12 protein-coding genes are annotated in these 18,032 nt (G+C 67.4%); 7 read left to right on the top strand and 5 right to left on the bottom strand.

Going from position 1 to position 18,032, the window contains the following annotated elements; all coding sequences use genetic code 11:
• Positions 1-90: 90 nt before the first annotated feature.
• Together DLM85_RS02105 and DLM85_RS02100 are read right to left on the bottom strand one after the other, a co-directional pair.
• Complete coding sequence (locus DLM85_RS02105; RefSeq protein WP_111476410.1) at positions 91-282, bottom strand: PID-CTERM protein-sorting domain-containing protein; 192 nt, start codon at positions 280-282, stop codon at positions 91-93.
• Between the two features lie 76 nt (positions 283-358).
• On the bottom strand, positions 359-5,287 hold the full coding sequence (locus DLM85_RS02100) for a T9SS type A sorting domain-containing protein (protein WP_165821974.1): 4,929 nt from the start codon (positions 5,285-5,287) through the stop codon (positions 359-361).
• Between the two features lie 461 nt (positions 5,288-5,748).
• Between DLM85_RS02100 and hutH the strand changes: the two genes are divergently transcribed.
• The 4 genes from hutH to DLM85_RS02080 all read left to right on the top strand — a co-directional run bounded on the left by hutH (position 5,749) and on the right by DLM85_RS02080 (position 10,803).
• Positions 5,749-7,245: a histidine ammonia-lyase gene (gene hutH / locus DLM85_RS02095; protein WP_111476408.1), complete on the top strand. Its 1,497-nt coding sequence runs from the start codon at positions 5,749-5,751 to the stop codon at positions 7,243-7,245.
• 80 nt (positions 7,246-7,325) lie between these two features.
• Complete coding sequence (locus tag DLM85_RS02090; protein WP_165821973.1) at positions 7,326-9,296, top strand: T9SS type B sorting domain-containing protein; 1,971 nt, start codon at positions 7,326-7,328, stop codon at positions 9,294-9,296.
• A 126-nt stretch (positions 9,297-9,422) separates the two neighbouring features.
• A complete protein-coding gene (locus DLM85_RS02085; protein ID WP_111476406.1) occupies positions 9,423-9,758 on the top strand; it encodes a YbaB/EbfC family nucleoid-associated protein in 336 nt (111 codons plus the stop codon).
• Positions 9,748-10,803 carry a glycosyltransferase family 2 protein gene (locus DLM85_RS02080; RefSeq protein WP_243635845.1) on the top strand — a complete coding sequence of 352 codons (1,056 nt, stop codon included), beginning with the start codon at positions 9,748-9,750 and terminating at the stop codon, positions 10,801-10,803. The genes DLM85_RS02085 and DLM85_RS02080 overlap by 11 nt, the downstream gene beginning before the upstream one ends.
• A 151-nt stretch (positions 10,804-10,954) precedes the next feature.
• Here DLM85_RS02080 and DLM85_RS02075 read toward each other — a convergent pair whose 3' ends face one another.
• Positions 10,955-11,173 carry a PspC domain-containing protein gene (locus tag DLM85_RS02075; RefSeq protein ID WP_111476405.1) on the bottom strand — a complete coding sequence of 73 codons (219 nt, stop codon included), beginning with the start codon at positions 11,171-11,173 and terminating at the stop codon, positions 10,955-10,957.
• Positions 11,174-11,405: 232 nt separating this feature from the next.
• Here DLM85_RS02075 and DLM85_RS02070 point away from each other — a divergent pair, with 232 nt between their 5' ends.
• From DLM85_RS02070 to DLM85_RS02060, 3 genes are all read left to right on the top strand, one after another.
• Positions 11,406-13,142 carry a tetratricopeptide repeat protein gene (locus tag DLM85_RS02070; RefSeq protein ID WP_165821972.1) on the top strand — a complete coding sequence of 579 codons (1,737 nt, stop codon included), beginning with the start codon at positions 11,406-11,408 and terminating at the stop codon, positions 13,140-13,142.
• A 65-nt stretch (positions 13,143-13,207) separates the two neighbouring features.
• Entirely contained in the window at positions 13,208-13,531 is a 324-nt protein-coding gene (locus DLM85_RS02065) for a hypothetical protein (protein ID WP_207890944.1), read from the top strand.
• A 226-nt stretch (positions 13,532-13,757) separates the two neighbouring features.
• The gene (locus DLM85_RS02060; RefSeq protein WP_111476402.1) at positions 13,758-14,738 is read left to right on the top strand and encodes a pyruvate dehydrogenase complex E1 component subunit beta; all 981 of its coding nucleotides are present in this window, start codon (positions 13,758-13,760) and stop codon (positions 14,736-14,738) included.
• 170 nt (positions 14,739-14,908) lie between these two features.
• On the opposite strand, the gene DLM85_RS02055 is transcribed toward DLM85_RS02060, so the two are convergent.
• Positions 14,909-16,342, bottom strand: a complete 1,434-nt coding sequence (locus DLM85_RS02055) for a hypothetical protein (RefSeq protein WP_111476401.1) — start codon at positions 16,340-16,342, stop codon at positions 14,909-14,911.
• Positions 16,343-16,574: 232 nt separating this feature from the next.
• Positions 16,575-17,975, bottom strand: a complete 1,401-nt coding sequence (locus DLM85_RS02050; protein WP_111476400.1) for a hypothetical protein — start codon at positions 17,973-17,975, stop codon at positions 16,575-16,577.
• Between the last annotated feature and the right edge of the window lie 57 nt (positions 17,976-18,032).

The raw sequence follows: 18,032 nt of genomic DNA, 5'->3' as shown, positions 1-18,032 counted from the left end.
AAGGTGGCCGCCGTGCGCGACCCGCCGGGGCGCCCGTCTTCCGCCCGGCCGGGCTTCGGACGCAGCCCCGGGCCGCTCCGCCAGCGGGAGTTAGCGGCGGCGACGCAGACGGCGCAGGGCGTAGGCCGCGCCACCGGCCAGCAGCAGCGAGGCGCCGCCATCCAGGGGCACCGCTGTTGGTTCGGGCGCTCCGGGCTCGGGGCCGCCCGAGCCGGGCGTCTGGGCCCGGGCGGGCAAAGTGAGCAAAGCAACTGCAAACAGGAAGAACAGAAAGCGGGTCATGGGCTGCAATAAGAGTTGGAACAAGGCCCATCCACCCGCCCCCGGCGGAGCGGTGAGCGGGTGAACAAGCGAAGAATTAGTTGAGCACCACGCGCTTGCTGATGGCCGTGGTGCCGGCCTGTACGCGCAGCGTGTAAACGCCGGGCGCCAGGCCCGTGACGTTCATCGTGGCGTGGCGGCCGTGCACCGCCTGCACCCGCACCCGCTGGCCCAGCGCGTTGTAAAGGCCCAGCTCGGTGGTGCCGAGGGGCAGCTGCACCTGGAAGCTGCCACTGGCCGGATTCGGGTACACCTGCACCTGCGCGGCCAGCTGGGCGCGGCCCGTCGCCGTGACGCTGCCGGGGCGGAATACCAGCGTGAAGCGCGGGCCCGACGTCAGGCCGCTGAGCACGAACGGGCACACCGTCTGGGGCAGCAGCTCCGTGTCCAGGCCGGTTTGCGCATCGTGCAGGAATACCTGCGTACCGGGCACTAGGTTGAGCAGCTGCGAGGCCCGGAGCGTGTATGCCCCGGCCATCGGCACCTGCACCCGCAGGGCCACCACGGTGGCGGCCGTAAAGGCCGGACGGCCATCAATGGCCAGGGCGTCGCCCGTGGCCGCCAGCGTCGCCAGGTTCAGGCCCGAGGGGTTGGGCAGCTTCACCGCGTCGTACGCCGCGTCCAGGCCCGTCGTGGCCCGGTTTTCGGCGTACAGCAGAGCGGCATCCGTCGGGCCACCGGCGGCGCCGGCCAGGGTGAGCAGCACTTGCGGCCGCGTATCGGTCGTGGGACGCCCGAAGGCCGGCTGCGCGCCGAACGTGGTGGTGCGGTTGGCGTTGGTCAGGCGCACCGTGCCGGGGGTGCCGGCGGTGGTGGTGTGCACGAAAAAGCCCGAGCCGGCCGGAATCAGCGGCGAGCTGCCGCCGGGGGCGCCGGCCAGGTACGTGCGGTACGAGCCGCTGTAGGGGCCGCTGCTCTGAAACACGTACATCGCCCCGTCCATGTTTTCCAGGTTCTGCCCCGCGCCCAGCGTGAGGGTGCTCCAATCGAGTGGGGACGGGTACGGGTTGCCCAGCAGGTGCCAGCCGCCGTCGGCGCCCGTGCGGCCCAGGCCGCTGCGCGTGACGGCGCCCGTGGTGAGGGTGCCGGTGAAATCAACCAGGGCCGCGCCCGGGGCATTCACCGAGTACCCGCGCCCGACTTCCATGGGCGTAGCGCCGCTGGTGGGAGCCACCCAGCCTTTGTCGAACGCCGAGAAGGTGGAAACGGTCGTGGCAATGCGGTCCTGCTCGTAGGCAAACACCGTGGGGAAGGGCGTGACCAGGCCCGGCGTGGGGCTGCTGTTGTAGGCCGCCGCCCCGCTGAAGTTGGGCGTGTAGCCCGCGGTGGCCAGCGTGGCGAGGGTTTCGTTGCCGACCGGGCTGCTGTAGTGGCGGTAGCCGTTGGCCGCCGGGTTGGTTTCGATGTGGCGCTGCATGGTGGCCGTGCTGCCCGTCACCACCCCGCCGGTGTTGGCCACCAGGGCCGTGCCGCTGGTGTCCGACAGCAACGTCAGGGGCTGGGCGTTCAGGGCGAGGTTGCCGCTGATCAGGTTCACGCGCCGGCGCACCTGCACGCCCTGCGTCAGGGTCAGGCCGGCGGCGTTGCTGAGCGCCAGCTCGCGCACCGTGGCCGGCAGGGCGTTGCCCGTTACCTGCGCCGCGGTGCCATTGTAGAGGTAGGTGGCGTTGGGGCTCAGCGAGCGGGCGCCGGTGGTTTGCACCAGGCCCGTGCCGGCCGTGCTGCTCAGGCCCTGGGGCGAGCAGATGGCCAGCGTGGCGCCATCGGCCACGGTGAAGCTGCCGCTGCCGGTGACTGCGAAGCAGCCCGAGGCCAGCTGCCCGCCGGCCTGCACCAGCAACGCACCGTTGACGGTGATGTCGCCCTGCAGGGTGCCCGCGCCGGTGCCGGTGACGGTCACGTTGTTGTAGGTGCCGGCCGGAATGCCCGCGGCGGTGCTCACGACCAGATCCTGCGCCGTGGCAACCGTTACGACTACCGGCGCCGAGGTGTAGGAACACCCGTCAGCCGTGGTGACGGTGGCCGTGTACGAGCCACTGGACGTTACCACCCGGGTGTTGCCGCTGGTATTGCCGGGGTTGAAGGCGTAGGTGATGGTGCCCGGCACTGCCTGCGCCGTGTTGTTCAAAGTACCGTCGGCGTTGACGCGGAGCACGTACGGGGTGGCCACGCCGTTGTAGCTGGTGAAAACGCCGGTGGCGTAAATCCGGCCGTCGGCCAGCAGCGCCACTTCGTCTACGCCCAGGTCGGCGCCGTTGGTGGTATTACCGGCGGCGTAGTTAAAGCTGGTGTCGAGGCTGCCGTTGGCGTTCAGGCGCATGAGCCGGTTCGGCGCCGATTCCGAGCCGTTGTACCCGGTAAACAGGCCGCCCACGACGATTTTACCATCGGGCTGCAGCCCAAGGCCCAGCACGAAAACGGAGGAACTGGAAACGGTGGTGCTGGGGCCGGTGGTGCTGCTGCCCGCCACGTAGTTGAAGCCCGTATCCAGCGAGCCGTTGGCGTTGAGCCGCAGCAGGTAATTAGGAGCATCATCGGCGCCGTTGTAGCCCGTAAAGAAGCCGCCGACGACGGTTTTGCCGTCGGGCTGAGCCAGCAGGGTAAACACTTCGTTGTTGGCCCCCGTGGTGGTGCTACCCGCCACGTAGTTAAACGTCTGGTCCAGCGTGCCGTCGCTGAGTACCCGCAGCAGGTTGTTCGGGGCACCTGCCAGCGTGTTGTAGGAGGTGAAAGCCCCGCCCACCACGATGCGGCCATCGGCTTGCAGGGCCAGGGCCCGCACCACGCCCCCGGCAATGCCGTTGGTGCTGTTGCCGGCCACGTAGTTGAACGTCTGGTCCAGCGTGCCGTCGGCGTTCAGGCGCAGCAGGCGGTTGGGCGCCCCCGTGTTGCTGTTGTAGCGGTCGAAGCCGCCGCCCACCAGCACCTTGCCGTCGGGCTGCACGGCCAGCGCGAATACGGACCCGTCGACGCCCACGCCGTTGTAGTTGAAGCTGGTGTCCAGCGTGCCGTCGGCGTTGAGCCGCATCACGTAGTTGGGCGCGGCCGCGTCGCCGTTGTAGGCCGACAAGTCTCCCCCCACCAGGATTTTACCATCGGGCTGCAAGGCCAGGGCCTGCACGTAGTTGTTGCCGCCGGTGGTGGTGCTTCCGGGTACGTAGTTGAACGTCTTGTCCAACGTGCCGTCCACGTTCAGGCGCAGCAAATAGTTGGGGGCGGCATCGTCGCCGTTGTAGGCAAAGAAAAAGCCGCCGACCAGCAGTTTGCCGTCGGGCTGCACCAGGCTGGTTGTCACCTGGGTGCCGTTGGCGAAGCCCGAAGCAAACCCCGGCAGCGTGGCGGAGGCCGTCAGCGTGGCGCTGCCGCCCACGGGCAGGGCCAGGGGGCCGGCGGGCGTCACGGTCACCATCACGGGCGTCGCCGCCCCCACCGTAACCGCGTTGCTGGCCACCGAGCAGCTGTCGGTGGTGGCTGTGGCGGTGTAGGTGCCGGGCTGGGTTACGGTGAGGCTGGCGCCGGTGGCGCCGGTGTTCCAGCGGTAGGTAGCGCCGGCTACGGGAGCGGCAGCGTTATTAAGGTTGCCATTCGAGGTAAGGCTAACTAAATAATCGGGGGCAGCCGCCGCCCCGTTGTAACTCGTATAATAGCCCGCGGCCAGCACGCTTCCGCCCGGCCCCACTGCCACGCCGTACACGTAATTGTCGAAGCCACTGTTGGTGCCATTAAAGCTCAGGTCACGGCTACCGTTGGCATTCAGGCGCACGAGGTGGTTTGGCACCACGGTCGCATTATTTGCTTCGGCGAGGTTGTAGTCATGAAACGCGCCACCCACGAGCACCTTGCCATCGGGTTGCAGCGCCAAGGTATACACGATGCCCAAGCCGTTGCCGAAATTGGCCGTAAAGCCTTGATTTGCTCCGGTATAGCTCGGGTCGCGGCTGCCGTCGGCGTTGAGGCGCACCAGGCCACTGGGTACCCCTTCGCTGTTATAATAGCTGAAAGCACCACCTACCAGCAGCTTTCCATCGGACTGCAACAGCAGCTTGTACACCTCCCCGTAGTAAAAACCGGGGGCAATGCCGGTGTGAGTGTTGTAGGTAGCATCGTGGCTGCCATCGGCATTCAGCAGGATAAGGCCGCGTGTCACGTTGCTCACCGTGGGGCTGTTGTATCCGCTGACACTGCCCCCCACCAGCACCTTGCCATCGGGCCGCAGCGCCAACGCATGTACGCTGCCGCTCGCACCGTAATTGTTGCCGTTAAAGCCGGTGTCCCGGCTGCCGTCGGCGTTGAGGCGAATCACGCCAGAGGGCACGGCCACACCGTTATAGGTGTTAAATCCGCCGCCCACCAATATCTTTCCGTCGGGCTGCACGATTAGCGCCTCCACGGTGCCGCCGGTGTTACCCAGGCCGATGTTGGTGCCGTTAAAACTCAGGTCCCGGCTGCCGTCGGCGTTGAGGCGAATGAGGTGGTCCGGTACATCCTGCCCGTCGTACGTCATAAACGAGCCGCCCACCAACACCTTCCCGTCAGCCTGCAAGGCAAACGTCAGTACCTGGCCGCTGCCATCGAAGCCGATAGGGCCCCGGTTAAAGCTGGCATCACGGCTGCCATCGGCATTTAGCCGCACCAGTCCCCGCGGTACCGTTGCCCCGTTGTATTCCTGAAAAGTCCCGCCCACCATGGTCTTCCCGTTGGGCAGCGGCAGCACGGCGCGCACGAGTCCGACGAAGCCGCTGCCGCCCGCATTGAAGCCCGGCGTCGTCGCCGCGGCCGTGAGCGTGGTGCTGCTGCCCGGGCACAGGGTCAGCGGCCCGGCCAGGGTGGCACTCACCGTAAAATTGCACTGCGCCTGCGCCGCCGAAGCCGCGCCCGCGCCCAGCAGCGCGGGTAATATCCATCCCCGGAGTCGACGCAGTAAGCGCCCGCCCTTGGTGGACTGGAGCGAGGAAAAATTGCCCATACAAACAAAAATGAGGTAGATATCCAGTGCTTCCGCACAAAGCAACCGGCAAAGGTGGCGCCATGGGCGGCGGCCCACAATACCCACTTCCGGGTATTGTGCCGGCGGGCCGCTTGCAGGTCGGCGGCACTGCCCCGGCCGCGCGGGGCCGCGCCGGGGCAGTGCCGCCGGCGGCTCCCTGAAACTGTACTTTCCTAGCAAAAGTCGTCCGGGGCAGATTCGCTCTGGGTAGGGAGTGCCTATACCGTGCCCATACTGATTTGGTACCGTGCCCGGCTTCTGCCCGCTCGGCTCCGAATTGCACCTTTCGATGAGCTGCCCGGGAGCTACGCCCTCCGGCAGCAGTGGCCCGCGGCGGTGGTTTGCCGCGAAACCAGTAGTTTCAGGCCCGCTTCGCCGCCCACCCCGGCCCCGGCCTTTTTCAGCTCCTTCCCCGCCCCTGCCCCACCCCGGCCCCATCCATGCCCGACACGTTCACCCTCAGCCCCGCCACCTACCTCGACCTGCCGACCCTGGAGCAGGTGCTCCGCGAGCAGCGCCCCCTCGCCCTCGGCGACGACGCCCGCCGGCGCATCGAGCACTGCCACCACTACCTGCAAGACCGCCTCGAACGCTCCGACGCGCCCATTTACGGCATCAACACCGGCTTCGGAGCCCTCTGCAACACCAGCATCTCGCCCCAGGACCGCGGCCAGCTGCAAACCAATCTGATGATGTCGCACGCCTGCGGCACGGGGGGCGAAGTGCCCGCCGAGCTGGTGCGCCTGATGCTGCTGCTCAAGGCCCAGAGCCTGAGCTACGGCCACAGCGGCGTGCAGCTGCGCACCGTGCAGCGCCTGCTCGATTTCTACAACCGCGGTATTCACCCCGTTGTGTACCAGCAAGGCTCCCTGGGCGCCAGCGGCGACCTGGCCCCGCTGGCCCACCTCTGCCTGCCGCTCATCGGGCTGGGCGAGGTGCAGTTTGAGGGCTACCGCCTCGCCGCCGCCGACGCCCTGCACCTCTTCAGCTGGCAGCCCATCGAGCTGCAGGCCAAGGAAGGCCTGGCCCTGCTGAACGGCACTCAGTTTATGCTGGCCTACGCGGTGCACTGCACCCTGCGGGCCCGCCGCCTGCTCGAAGCCGCCGACGTCATCGGCGCCCTTTCCCTCGAAGCCTTCGACGGCCGCCCCGAGCCCTTCGATGAGCGCCTGCACCGCATCCGGCCCCACGCCGGGCAGCTGGCCGTGGCCCGCCACCTGCGCGAGCTGCTGGCCGGCAGCGAGCTGCAGCAGCAGGTGAAAACGGCCGTGCAGGACCCCTACTCCTTCCGCTGCATGCCCCAGGTGCACGGCGCCTCCCGCGACGCGGTGCAGCACGTGGCCGGCGTGGTCGAGACCGAGTGCAACGCCGTCACCGACAACCCCAACATCTTCCCCGAAAGCGACGCCATTCTCTCCGGCGGCAATTTCCACGGCCAGCCCCTGGCTTTGTCGCTGGATTTCCTGGCCATTGCCGTGGCCGAGCTGGGCTCGATTTCGGAGCGGCGCACCTACCAGCTCATCGGCGGGCAGCGCGGCCTGCCGCCCTTCCTGGTGGCCGAGCCGGGCCTGAACTCCGGCCTGATGATTCCGCAGTACGCGGCGGCCGGCATCGTGAGCCAGAGCAAGCAGCTGTGCACCCCGGCTTCCGTCGACAGCATCGTGAGCAGCAACGGGCAGGAAGACCACGTGAGCATGGGCGCCAACGCGGCCACCAAGGCCCTGCGCGTCATCGAAAACACCGAGCAGGTGCTCGGCATCGAGCTGCTCAACGCGGTGCAGGCCCTGGCTTTCCGCCGCCCGGCCCGCTCGTCCGCGGCCCTGGAAGCGGTGGTGGCCGCGTTTCAGGCCCAGACACCCTTTATTGCCCGCGACCGGGTGCTTTACCCCGACCTGCACGCCGCGGCACAATTTGTGCGCGCGTACGCCTGGGCCTAGCCGCGCCCGGCGCCGGCCCGCTTTCGTCTAGATTGCCGCTGATGATATATGAAATTCGGCCAGCCCGCGTTGGTCTCGCCATGATGCTTCGCCGTTTCGGACTGCTGGGGTGCCTGCTGGCGCTGGCCGCAGGGGCCGCCCGTGGCCAGGTATGCTCCCTCGACGACGTGGGCGTGCCCGGCAACTGCTTTCAGGTGTACAGCACCAGCGGCCAGCGGCTCGACCTGAATGGCCAGAGCGGCCCCACGGTGCTCTGCGCCGGCACCCAGATTCGCGTCCGCTACTGCGGCAACGAGGGCATTCCGCGCACCAACATCCGCTACGGCATCGGCTGCACCGGCACCAATACCGACACCGTCACCACGCTGACGGTGCCCGGCGCGGGGCCTTTCGTCATTTTGCAGCAGCGGCCCAACCCCTTTCCGGCGGGCGGCAACGGCTACCCGCCGGCCCGCCTGGGCCTGCAGTACTCCCGCTCCTTCGAGGTGCGCACGCCGCCGGTGCCGGCCGTGCAGGTGCGCTACTGCGGCGCGCCGTTCACGCAGGTGTTCGTGGCCGTTACCAACGCCCAGGCCAACATCCGCTACGAAATCCAGCTGGGCAACGGCCCGCGCCAGCCCCTGACGCAGCCCACCGGGGCGGCGTACACGGTGCCGGCCGGGGCCACCGGCCTCACCGTGTACGCCAACTACACCGACGTGCTGCTCTGCGAGGGCAGCACCCCAGTGACGTTCAGCGCGCCGCCCACCGCCGGCGCCCCGGTGCTGCAGCGGCTGGCGGTGCTGCCCACGGGCCTGGCCTTCACGTTCAGCGGGCTGGTCAACGACCCGAGCTTCCGCTACGTGCTGGAACCCGATGCCGGCGCCGGTACGCCCGTACCTGCCACCAGCACCACGTTTGAGCTGTCCGGTGCCCCGCTCAGCAGCTGCTACCGCCTGCGCCTCACCGATGCCTGCAACCTGCTCAACCAGTCCTCGGCGGTGCTGTGCCCCGTGGATCTGCAGGCGACATCGGCCGACCGCCAGAACACGCTCAGCTGGAGCCAGCCCGCCGGCAGCACCGTCACGGCCTACGACCTGCTGCGCGACGGGCAGCCGCTGACTACCGTGGCGGCTACGGCCCGGCAGTACATCGACCAGACGGTGACCTGCGGCGTGACCTATCGCTACCAGGTGGTTGCCCGCAGCGGGGCGGCCGCGTCGGTTTCGGCCGAGCGCCCGGTGACAACGGTGGCGGCCCAGGCCGCGCCCGCCCCGCGCCTGACGGCCTCGTTCCGCCCCGACAACAGCGTTGAAATCACCCCGCTCAGCGCGGCCGCCGATACCGCCAGCCGCCTGCTGCTGCGCCGCACCGTGGGCACCACCACCACGGAGCTGCCCTTCACCCGCCAGCGCCCGGTGGTGGATCAGCCCGGGCTGGTGACGCCCGCGCAGGTGCCCTGCTACGCCGGCCGCCTCACCGACCCCTGCGGCAATGCCTCGGCCGACGGGCCCAGCGCCTGCCCGCCGGTGCTGGCCGCCGTGGCCACCGACCGCGAAGGCAACCGCATCGACCTGACCTGGGCCGAGCCGGCCGGGCAGGGCAGCGGCTGGCGCTACCGCCTGCTCCTGCTCGACGAGGCCGGCCAGGAACTCAGCAGCTCGGCCCTAAGCGCCACTGCCCAGCCCGTGCAGGCCCCCGCCCCGCCCGCCGACCGGCAGGTGCTGCGCTACCGCCTCGAAGCTACCTCGGCCGCGGGCCTGGTGGTGTTCAGCAACGTCGTCGTCGTCACCCGCAAGCTGCTGGTGGCCATTCCGACGGCCTTCAGCCCCAACGGCGACGGGCTGAACGACGTGCTCGAAATCAAGGGCCGCTTCCTGAAGGCCTTCAGCTTCACGCTCTACGACCGCAACGGCGTGGAAGTATTCCGCGCCACCGACCGCGCCCAGACCTGGGACGGCCGCATCCGCGGCACGCTGGCCGCGCCGCAGGTGTTTTCGTACCGCTTCGAGGCCGTCGACGAAACGGGGCAGCGCATCGTGCAGCGCGCCACCGTCACCTTGCTGCGCTGAGGCGGGGCCCGTAGGCCAGTCGGGCGGCGTGGCGTACTTTTGCGCCTCCAAGACAGCGCCGGGCCGCGGGTTGGCCGGGGCCCGGCGCCGTTGTTTTCCTGCTTTTCCCCGAAAATCACTTCCGCAATGTTCGACATGATGGGCATGATGGGTCGCCTGAAAGACCTGCAAGAAAAAGTAAAGCAAGCCCAGGACGAGCTGCAGCACATTACGGCCACGGCCGAAGCCGGCGGCGGCATGGTGCGCGCCACCGCCAACGGCAAGCGCCAGCTGCTCAAGCTGGAAATCGACGAAACGCTGCTCACCCCGCAGGACCGCGACATGCTGGCCGACCTGGTGGTGGCTGCCGTCAACAAGGTGCTCGACGAAGCCGGCGACAAGGGCAAGGAGCATCTCAAGTCGCGCACCCAGGGCCTGCTGCCCAACATTCCCGGCCTCGACCTGAGCGGATTTGGCCTCTAGCAGCTTGCCGGCCACCGGCTACGCCGCCGGCGTGGCCGTGGTCATCCTGAACTGGAACGGGCGGCGCTGGCTGGAGCAGTTTCTGCCGTCGGTGCTGGCCCATTCCGACGCGGCCCGCATCGTGGTGGCCGACAACGCCAGCACCGACGACTCGGTGGCCTGGCTGCGGGCGCACTATCCCGAGCAGGTGCAGGTGCTGCGCCTGGCGGAGAATTTTGGCTTCTGCCAGGGCTACAACCATGCCCTGCGCGAGCTGCCCGGCTACGCGTACTACGTGCTGCTCAACTCCGACGTGGAGGTGACGCCCGGCTGGCTGCGCCCGCAGCTGCAGCTGCTGGCCGAGCGCCCCGCCGCGGCGGCCGTGCAGCCCAAGATTCGCGCCTTCCACGCCAAAACCGAGTTTGAGTACGCCGGCGCCGCCGGCGGCTACCTCGACCGCCTGGGCTACCCCTTCTGCCGCGGCCGCCTCTTCGACACGCTGGAAACCGACCAGGGACAATACGACGATGCGCGCCCCGTGGCCTGGGCCACCGGGGCCTGCATGCTGGTGCGGGCCGAAGCCTGGCACGCGCTGCAAGGCCTGGAGCCGGCGTTTTTCGCCCACATGGAGGAAATCGACCTGTGCTGGCGCCTCTGGAACGCCGGCCACGAGGTGTGGTACCACGGCGGGAGCACGGTGTACCACGTGGGCGGCGGCACGCTGCACAAGTCGAACCCGCGCAAAACCTACCTGAACTTCCGCAACGGCCTGGCCTTGCTCTACAAAAACCTGGCGCCCGGCGAGCTGTGGCCCACGCTGCTGCAACGCACGCTGCTCGACCTCGCCGCCGCCGCGCAGCTGCTGGCCAAAGGCCAGACCGGCGACTTCCAGGCCATTTTGCGCGCCCACTGGCACTTCTGGCAGAAGCTGGGCTACTGGCGGCAGCGCCGCGCCCTGGCCAAGCCGCACCTGCGCGCCGCCCAGCGGCCCGGCACCTACAATGGCAGCCTGGTCTGGGCCTACTTCGCGCAGGGCAAGCGCCGCTTCAGCGAGCTGCTGCCCTAAAGCGTCCGCACGCGGCGCCTTCAGCGTTTCTTCGACGCCCTCGGCGGGTCAAGTTGTCGGCTGAAAGGCCGGGGCGCAACGAAAAACCCGGCCGGACGACGTAACAACGTCAGCCAGCCGGGCCCAGGGTCAAGGTCGAAAGCCGCGGGGCTTACAAATCCCACACGGTGCTGCGCTGCTGGCGCAAGGCGCGGCGCATGTTCATCCAGAACGCCAGCGCGAAGTAGAGCACGATGGGCGAGCCAAACGTGAAGAACGAAGCGTAGACAAAGGACAGGCGGACGCTGCGCGTGGAGAAGCCCAGCCGGTTGCCCATGGCGCTGCACACGCCGAAACTTTGCTGTTCGATAAAGTCGGTAATCCGTTTCATAGCCGGGTGGGGTTCAGGGCAGTGGTGCTGAAAAGTTAACTTGCTGCCGGCATTCGGGCAAATCCCGGACGCCGTAAAGTTCGTTGGTTACGTGTCCGAGCCGCCGCAATCTGCGTTAAGGGTGCTGATTTTGCCGTCTGAATTGAGTTGCATGAATGTTTCGCGCCGCGCGCTGGTCCCGCTAATTACGCTTATTTCAACGGCTTGGCTTCCTGCTTGTACGTTGCCGCGCATGCTACGGGTTGCCCAGAGCGGCCAGCAAGTGCAGCCTCACCCGCCGGTGCTCGAGGCCAACGGCGACCAGGTGCTCGGGGAATTGACCATTAAAGTGCCCGCCGCGCACCTGCACAAGGGCGCCGTGTACGAGCTGCCCCTGCGCTACCGCTACGACAACGGCCTGCGCGAAGACACCGTGGGCACCGTGCGCTTTCAGCTCGGCGAGTACGTGTACGACGACGCCGACAAGAGCCTGCTGGTCATCCGCAAGCCGGTGGCTTTCCGCTTCGAGCCGCGCAAAAACCCCGGCCAGCTGCTGGCCCGCCCGCAGGTACGCCAGCTCAAGCCCAACGGCAAGGTGCTCAAGGCCGAGCAGGAAATCGTGCTGGCGCGGGGTGTGGCCCAGCCCAGCCGCCTGGTGGTGCGCGAGGTGCTGCCCGTGCAGTACCTGCCCGAAGCGGCCAGCCTGGAGGGCGGCGGCACCCGCGTGCTGCCCTTCTTTTTCGACCAGGGCCAGTCGGCCGTGCGCAACTACCTGGGCACCAACGTGGCCGCCCTGGAAGAATTTATCGAGGCCAACCAGCGCACCGAGCGGGTGATGATTGTGGCCGGCCACTCACCCGACTCGCTGGACTCACACGACGCGCAGCTGGCCGACAAGCGCGTGAAGGCGCTGCTGAAGTACTACCAGAAGCGCCTCGACACCGATTCCTACCTGAATTCGCTGCGGTCGGTGCGCTTCGAGACGCAGGCCTACCACCGCCGCTGGGATTTGTTTGTGAGCAAGGTGCAGGCCTCGGCCCTGAAGCCGGCCCAGCAGGACTCGGTTATCGACATCATCAACGACGCGCCCGGTGGCTGGACCGGCAAGGAAAAAGCCCTGCACCGCCTCAGCTACTTCGATTACCTGGAGCAGTACATCTACCCGGTGATGCGCTTCGGCACGGTGGCCGTGAAGTACTCGGCGCCCAAGCGCCTGCAGTCGGAGATTTATATTCTCTCCAAGAAAATCGTGGAGAAGGAAGTGGAGGCCGACGCCCTGACGCCCGAGGAGCTGCGCTACTCGGCCACGCTCACGCCGCTGCTGGCCGAAAAGCAGCGCATCTACGAAACGGCCGTGGCCACCTCGGGCAGCTGGGAAGCCTACCACAACCTCGGGGTGGTGCTGCTGGAGCGGGCCGACAAGGAAGTGTCGGACCGGGTGCGCAAGGCCTACCAGCGCCGGGCAGCCACCAACTTCACCCTGGCCGCCCACCGCAACCCTACGGCCGAAATGTTCTACCACGTGGCCACGGCCTGGCACCGCGCCGGCGACCGGCTCGAAGCCCTGCAGAACTACGACTACGCCATTAAGCTCGGCGGCCCGCGCCTGGTGCTCGACAAGGTGTTTGCCGACAAAGCCGCCCTGGAAATCGAAATCGGCCAGACCGACGATGCCCTGCGCAGCCTCGCCTTCGGCGACCCGCAGGCCTACCAGAACGTGATGAACAAGGCCCTCATCTACCTGATGAAGGAAAACTACGAGGGCGCCGCCGACATCTACCAGCAGGCTCTCACCCTCAAGCCCAACGATGCCCAGGCCTACTACTGCCTGGCCGTGGTGGCCGCCCGCGCCCAGCGCCCCGGCGACGTGGGCCAGTTTCTGCGCCGCGCCGTGCAGCTCGACCGCAGCTACGCCCAACGGGCCGTGGAGGACCTGGAATTCCGCGACTACGCCACCAACAAGGTGTTTACCGAGGCGCTGCGGCAGTAAGCGGACCAGCCGAGCAATGTCAGGCGCTGTATGGGCGTTCAACCGCGCAGACAACCTTTCCGCTGATGCGACATTTCTGCCTGCTCCTTCCAGTTGTGTTGACCAGCTGCCTAGCCGCCCACAAAGCCCCCGGCAGCGCCGATACGGCCTTGCAAATGGATCTGTCGGGCCGACAATTAAAGATTTGGTCCCTCAACTCGGCCCAGCAGACGCGGATTGTCCGCCAAGCCTTGTCCGGCGACACGCTGCTGATCTGGTACAAAACAGGCGCCTTCACGTCGCCGGGCAATACCGTGCAGCTGGCTCCCGCAGTCCGCTTTATCAAATGTGCCGGCCACGTGTACCGGCTAGCCGGGGCGGGCGACGCCTTGCGACTGGAGAAGCTGTAACGCCCACGCTTTGCGGCGGCGGGCCGTCTGCCGGGCTCTGGCACCCTTAGCCTAGCAGCTGCTCCATCCGTTGCAGCTGGCTTTTACCCGCCGCAAACGTTTGCTATTTCCCGCGAGGCGGCCCGAATTTGCCCACTCCCGCCGGGGGTTGTAGCTTTACGAGCCGGTTCAGCCATGAGCCGGCGCAAGTTTTCATTGACCCGACTTTTTCTTTCCTGACATCTACATGCGGACCATCCAATTCCGGGAAGCCCTGCGCGAAGCCATGTCCGAGGAAATGCGCCGTGACCCGAGCATTTTCCTGATGGGCGAAGAGGTAGCCGAATACAACGGCGCCTACAAAGTAAGCCAAGGCATGCTCGACGAGTTTGGGGCCGAGCGCGTCATCGACACCCCGATTGCCGAGCTGGGCTTTGCCGGCATCGGCGTGGGTGCTTCGATGAACGGCCTGCGCCCCATCATCGAGTTCATGACCTTCAACTTCTCGCTGGTGGCCATCGACCAGGTTATCAACTCGGCCGCCAAGATGATGTCGATGTCGGGCGGGCAGTACACCTGCCCCATCGTGTTCCGCGGCCCGACCGGCAACGCCGGCATGCTCTCCTCGCAGCACTCGCAGAACTTCGAGAACTGGTACGCCAACACCCCCGGCCTGAAAGTGGTGGTGCCCTCCAACCCCTACGACGCCAAGGGCCTGCTCAAAGCCGCCATCCGCGACAACGACCCGGTAATTTTCATGGAGTCGGAGCTGATGTACGGCGACAAGGGCGAGGTGCCGGAAGAGGAGTACATTCTCGAAATCGGCAAAGCCAACATCGTGCGGCCGGGCAAGGACGTCACGCTGGTGTCCTTCGGCAAGATGATGAAAGTGGTGTACGCCGCCGCCGACGAGCTGGCCAAGGAAGGCATCGAAGCCGAGGTTATCGACCTGCGCTCGGTGCGCCCCATCGACTACGCTACGCTGGTGGAATCGGTGAAGAAAACCAACCGCCTGGTGGTGGTGGAGGAAGCCTGGCCGCTGGCCTCCATCAGCTCGGAGCTGGCCTACCACGTGCAGCGCTACGCCTTCGACTACCTCGACGCCCCCATTGGCCGCGTGACCTCGGCCGACGTGCCGCTGCCCTACGCCCCCACCCTCATCGAAGCCGCGCTGCCGAACGTAGCCCGCACGATCAAGGCGGTGAAGGACGTGCTGTACCGCAAATAGCCCACGGATTCGGCGGATTATTCCGGATTTCACGGATTTTGTGGACGATTAAAGGCCCGGAGCTTTACGGCTCCGGGCCTTTCTGTTTTTGGGTTCGGCAGACCTCGGCATCGTCTGCCCAAACCTCTACGCCCTCGGCGAGAACCTGACGCCAGGGCTGAGGTCAAAACTCACGGTTTCGGAGCGGGCAGCTGCTGGCCCAGCAACGAGCGGCCGCCGTACTCCAACTGCGCCTGCGTGGCGGCCGAGGTGGCAAAGCACAACGTCAGGAATACCGCGTAAGCCGCACCCACCAGCCCCAACCGGCGCCGGCTGAAGCGAGCCGGCCGCCACTCCGCAGGCCAGCCGAAGCAGACCAGCGCGTAGAGCAGCAGGTGCAACGGCAGCAGGTAGCGGCATTCCACGTCGGTGGGCAGCACCAGCAGGCAGGGCAGCAGCAGCACGACCAGGGTCAGCCGCAACGGCGGGCTGAGGCCGCGGCGGCGGTGCCACGCAACCAGCGCGGCCGCAAACCAGACCGAATAATTCAGCGCGGCCAGGCCCCAGGTGGGCGTGTAGACCTGCCGGATGTAGGGCGTGGGGTACTGCACATCGAGGCCGTTGAAGAGGCGGCGCAGGTAAAGGCCGGCGAAGAAGCCGGGATGCCGCAGCACCAGGCGGGCGTACTCGGCGGTGGAGCGAAACTCCTGCACGTGCTCCCGCTCTACGAAGCGGCGGCCGGCGGGGTCGAAAAAGAAGAGCACCGACTGCGGGTAATCGGCGCCGATGCTGGTTTCGTACTTCTGAAACTTCAGGCCCCGCAGCAGCTTGAAGCGGTAGAGCGTGCCGGGGGCAATGTTGGCGTCCTGGGCCAGCACCAGCGGCGTGGCCCGGCCGAAATGGCGCTGGTTGATGAGCAGCTGCGGCCCCAATACCAGCGCCGCGCCCAGCAGCAGCGCGGCCACCGCCCCGGCGCGGCGGCCCGGGCTCAGCCCGGTGGGCAGCAGCGTCCATTGCAGCGCCAGGAAGAACGGCACCGCGGCCAGGTAAATCGGGCGCAGGTTGGTGGCCGCGGCCAGGCACAGCCCCGCCGCCAGCGCCGGGGCCAGGCGCCCGGGCCGGCGGTAGAGCAGCAGCAGGCCGAGGCCCAAAGCTCCCAGCGCCGGAAAATCGGTGAGCGGGAAATTGAAATGGTCGCGCCACAGCAGGAAGCCCAGGCCGGCAAAGCCCAACCGGCGACGCCAGCTCAGCGGGGCGGCCTGCGCCCGCACGGCCTGCCACAGCAGCGGCCCCAGCAGCCCAAAGCCCCCGGCCGCCGTCAGCGCGCCCAGCACGCGGGTGAAGAGCAGCGGCGGCAGGCCCGAGTAGAACTGCGCCACCCGCGCCGGCAGCAGCAGCAGCGGCCATACGTAGCCGCGCATGGCGTCGTGGAAGTGCAGCAGCGAGAGGCTGCCCGCCTTGTGGAAGTAAATAGCTATGAACCAGTACAGCTCGGCGTCATACACCAGGCCGGGGTAGCTGGTCAGCGGCAGATAGAGAAGGTAACCGGCCAGCACCAGCAGCGCCAGCGGCAGGTAGTGGCGCCAGGCGGGGCGGCTCGGCTGATGGATGGCGGAATCGGGCAAGCGCAACGGAAATGACGGGCGGCGGACGAAGTTACCAAGCTGGAGCCGAGGCTGCGCTTGCGCGGAAGACTGTTGGTAGCAAGCCCTTACGCCGGGAACAAACTCGCTGTTTAGTATACCCTTTGTTGCTAACGCTGTAACAAATGGGCTCAATAATCCCCGGTTGGTTACCAGGGCTGTAACAAGCGGGATATTCGACGGGCCATTTGTTAGAGCATCATCGATTGGTGGTTCAAGGCCAGAGCAGGCGCGGGCCGTTGCTCATGTGCCACAGCGAGTTTGAGGACACGACCAGGCACAGCAGCACGAAGGCCACGTAGGCCAGCGCCACCGGCCAGCGCAGCCAGCGTCGCCAGTCGGCGGGCCACTGAAAGCAGAGCACGGCGTAGAGCAGCAGGTAGATCGGGATGAAAAAGCGGCACTCGATGGCCGTGGGAATGGCCACCAGGCAGGGCCCGACCAGCACCGCCAGCACCAGCCACTGCGGCCCGGTGGGGCGCTGGTGCCGCCGGCCCAGCAGGAGCAGCCCGGCCAGAAACAGCACCGTGTAGTTCAGCAGCGAGAGGGGCAGCGTGGGGCCGTACACCTGCCGAATGTAGGGCGTGGGGTACTTCAGGTCGAGGCCGTTGAAGAAGTGCCGGGCGTAGAGGGCGGCCACGTCGGGCAGGTTGCGGGCCACGGCCCGGAGGTAGTGGTTCAGGTCGCGCAGGCCGTAGACAAAGGAAATCTGCTCCTCGTCCATGATGCGCTGGCCCACCTCGTCCACGTAAATGATACGCGCGTTGGGGTACGCCGGGTCGATGGTGGTTTCGTACTTCTGCACGGCCAGGCCCCAGCTCAGCTGCGAGAGGTAGAGGCTCTGCGGCGCGGCGGGGTTTTTCCAGGCCAGCACCAGGGGTGTGTACTGGCCGTAGTGCCGGGCATTGATGACCAGCTGCGGCGCGCCCACCAGGGCCAGGCCCAGCAGAAACGCCCCCGCCAGCCGCCCGCTGCGCGGCCAGCCCAGCCCCTGCCGGCGGGCCAGGCCCAGGCCGCCGAGCAGCAGCAGGCCGGCCGCCCCCGCGTACACCGGCCGCATGTTGACGGCGGCCATGCACAGCGCCCCGGCCAGCAGCAGCCAGCCCGGCCGCTGCCCGCGCCGAATCAGCAGCCAGACCGCAGCCAGCATAACGGCCAGCGAAAGAAAGTCGGTGAGCGGGAAGTTGAAGTAGTCGCGCCAGAACACGAAGCCCAGCCCGGCAAAGGCCAGCCGCCGCCGCCAGCTCAGCGCCGCCGGCGCCACCACCGCCTGCCAGACCGCCGGCGCCGCCCAGCCAAACAGCCCCGCCGCCAGCGCGGCCCCCAGCACCCGCGTGAACTGAATCGGGGGGATGAGCGTGAGGTAGGCCACCACCCGCACCGGAAACAGCAGCAGCGGCAGCAGATACCCCCGGACGCTGGAAGTGAACGAGAGCAGCTTAAAGCTCTTGGTGGCGTAGTAGTACTGGCTGGCCAGCTCCCAGTACGTCAGCGAATCGTAGTACAGGGCCGTGTACGGGGTGCTGAAAAGGTAGACCAGGTAGCCCAGAAACAGGGCACCGGTCAGGCGCCGGACGACGACGCGCTCGGGGGCGGAGGACGACTGCAGGGACATTCGGGCGCAAAGGTGTACCTTTTAGACCGAGCTTTGCCCGCCCGCCCCGCTTCTCCC

The organism is Hymenobacter edaphi (assembly GCF_003258365.1).
GTDB lineage: Bacteria > Bacteroidota > Bacteroidia > Cytophagales > Hymenobacteraceae > Solirubrum > Solirubrum edaphi.
The sequence above is the reverse complement of the archived record's forward strand: the minus strand, read 5'-3'. Positions and strand labels throughout refer to the sequence as shown.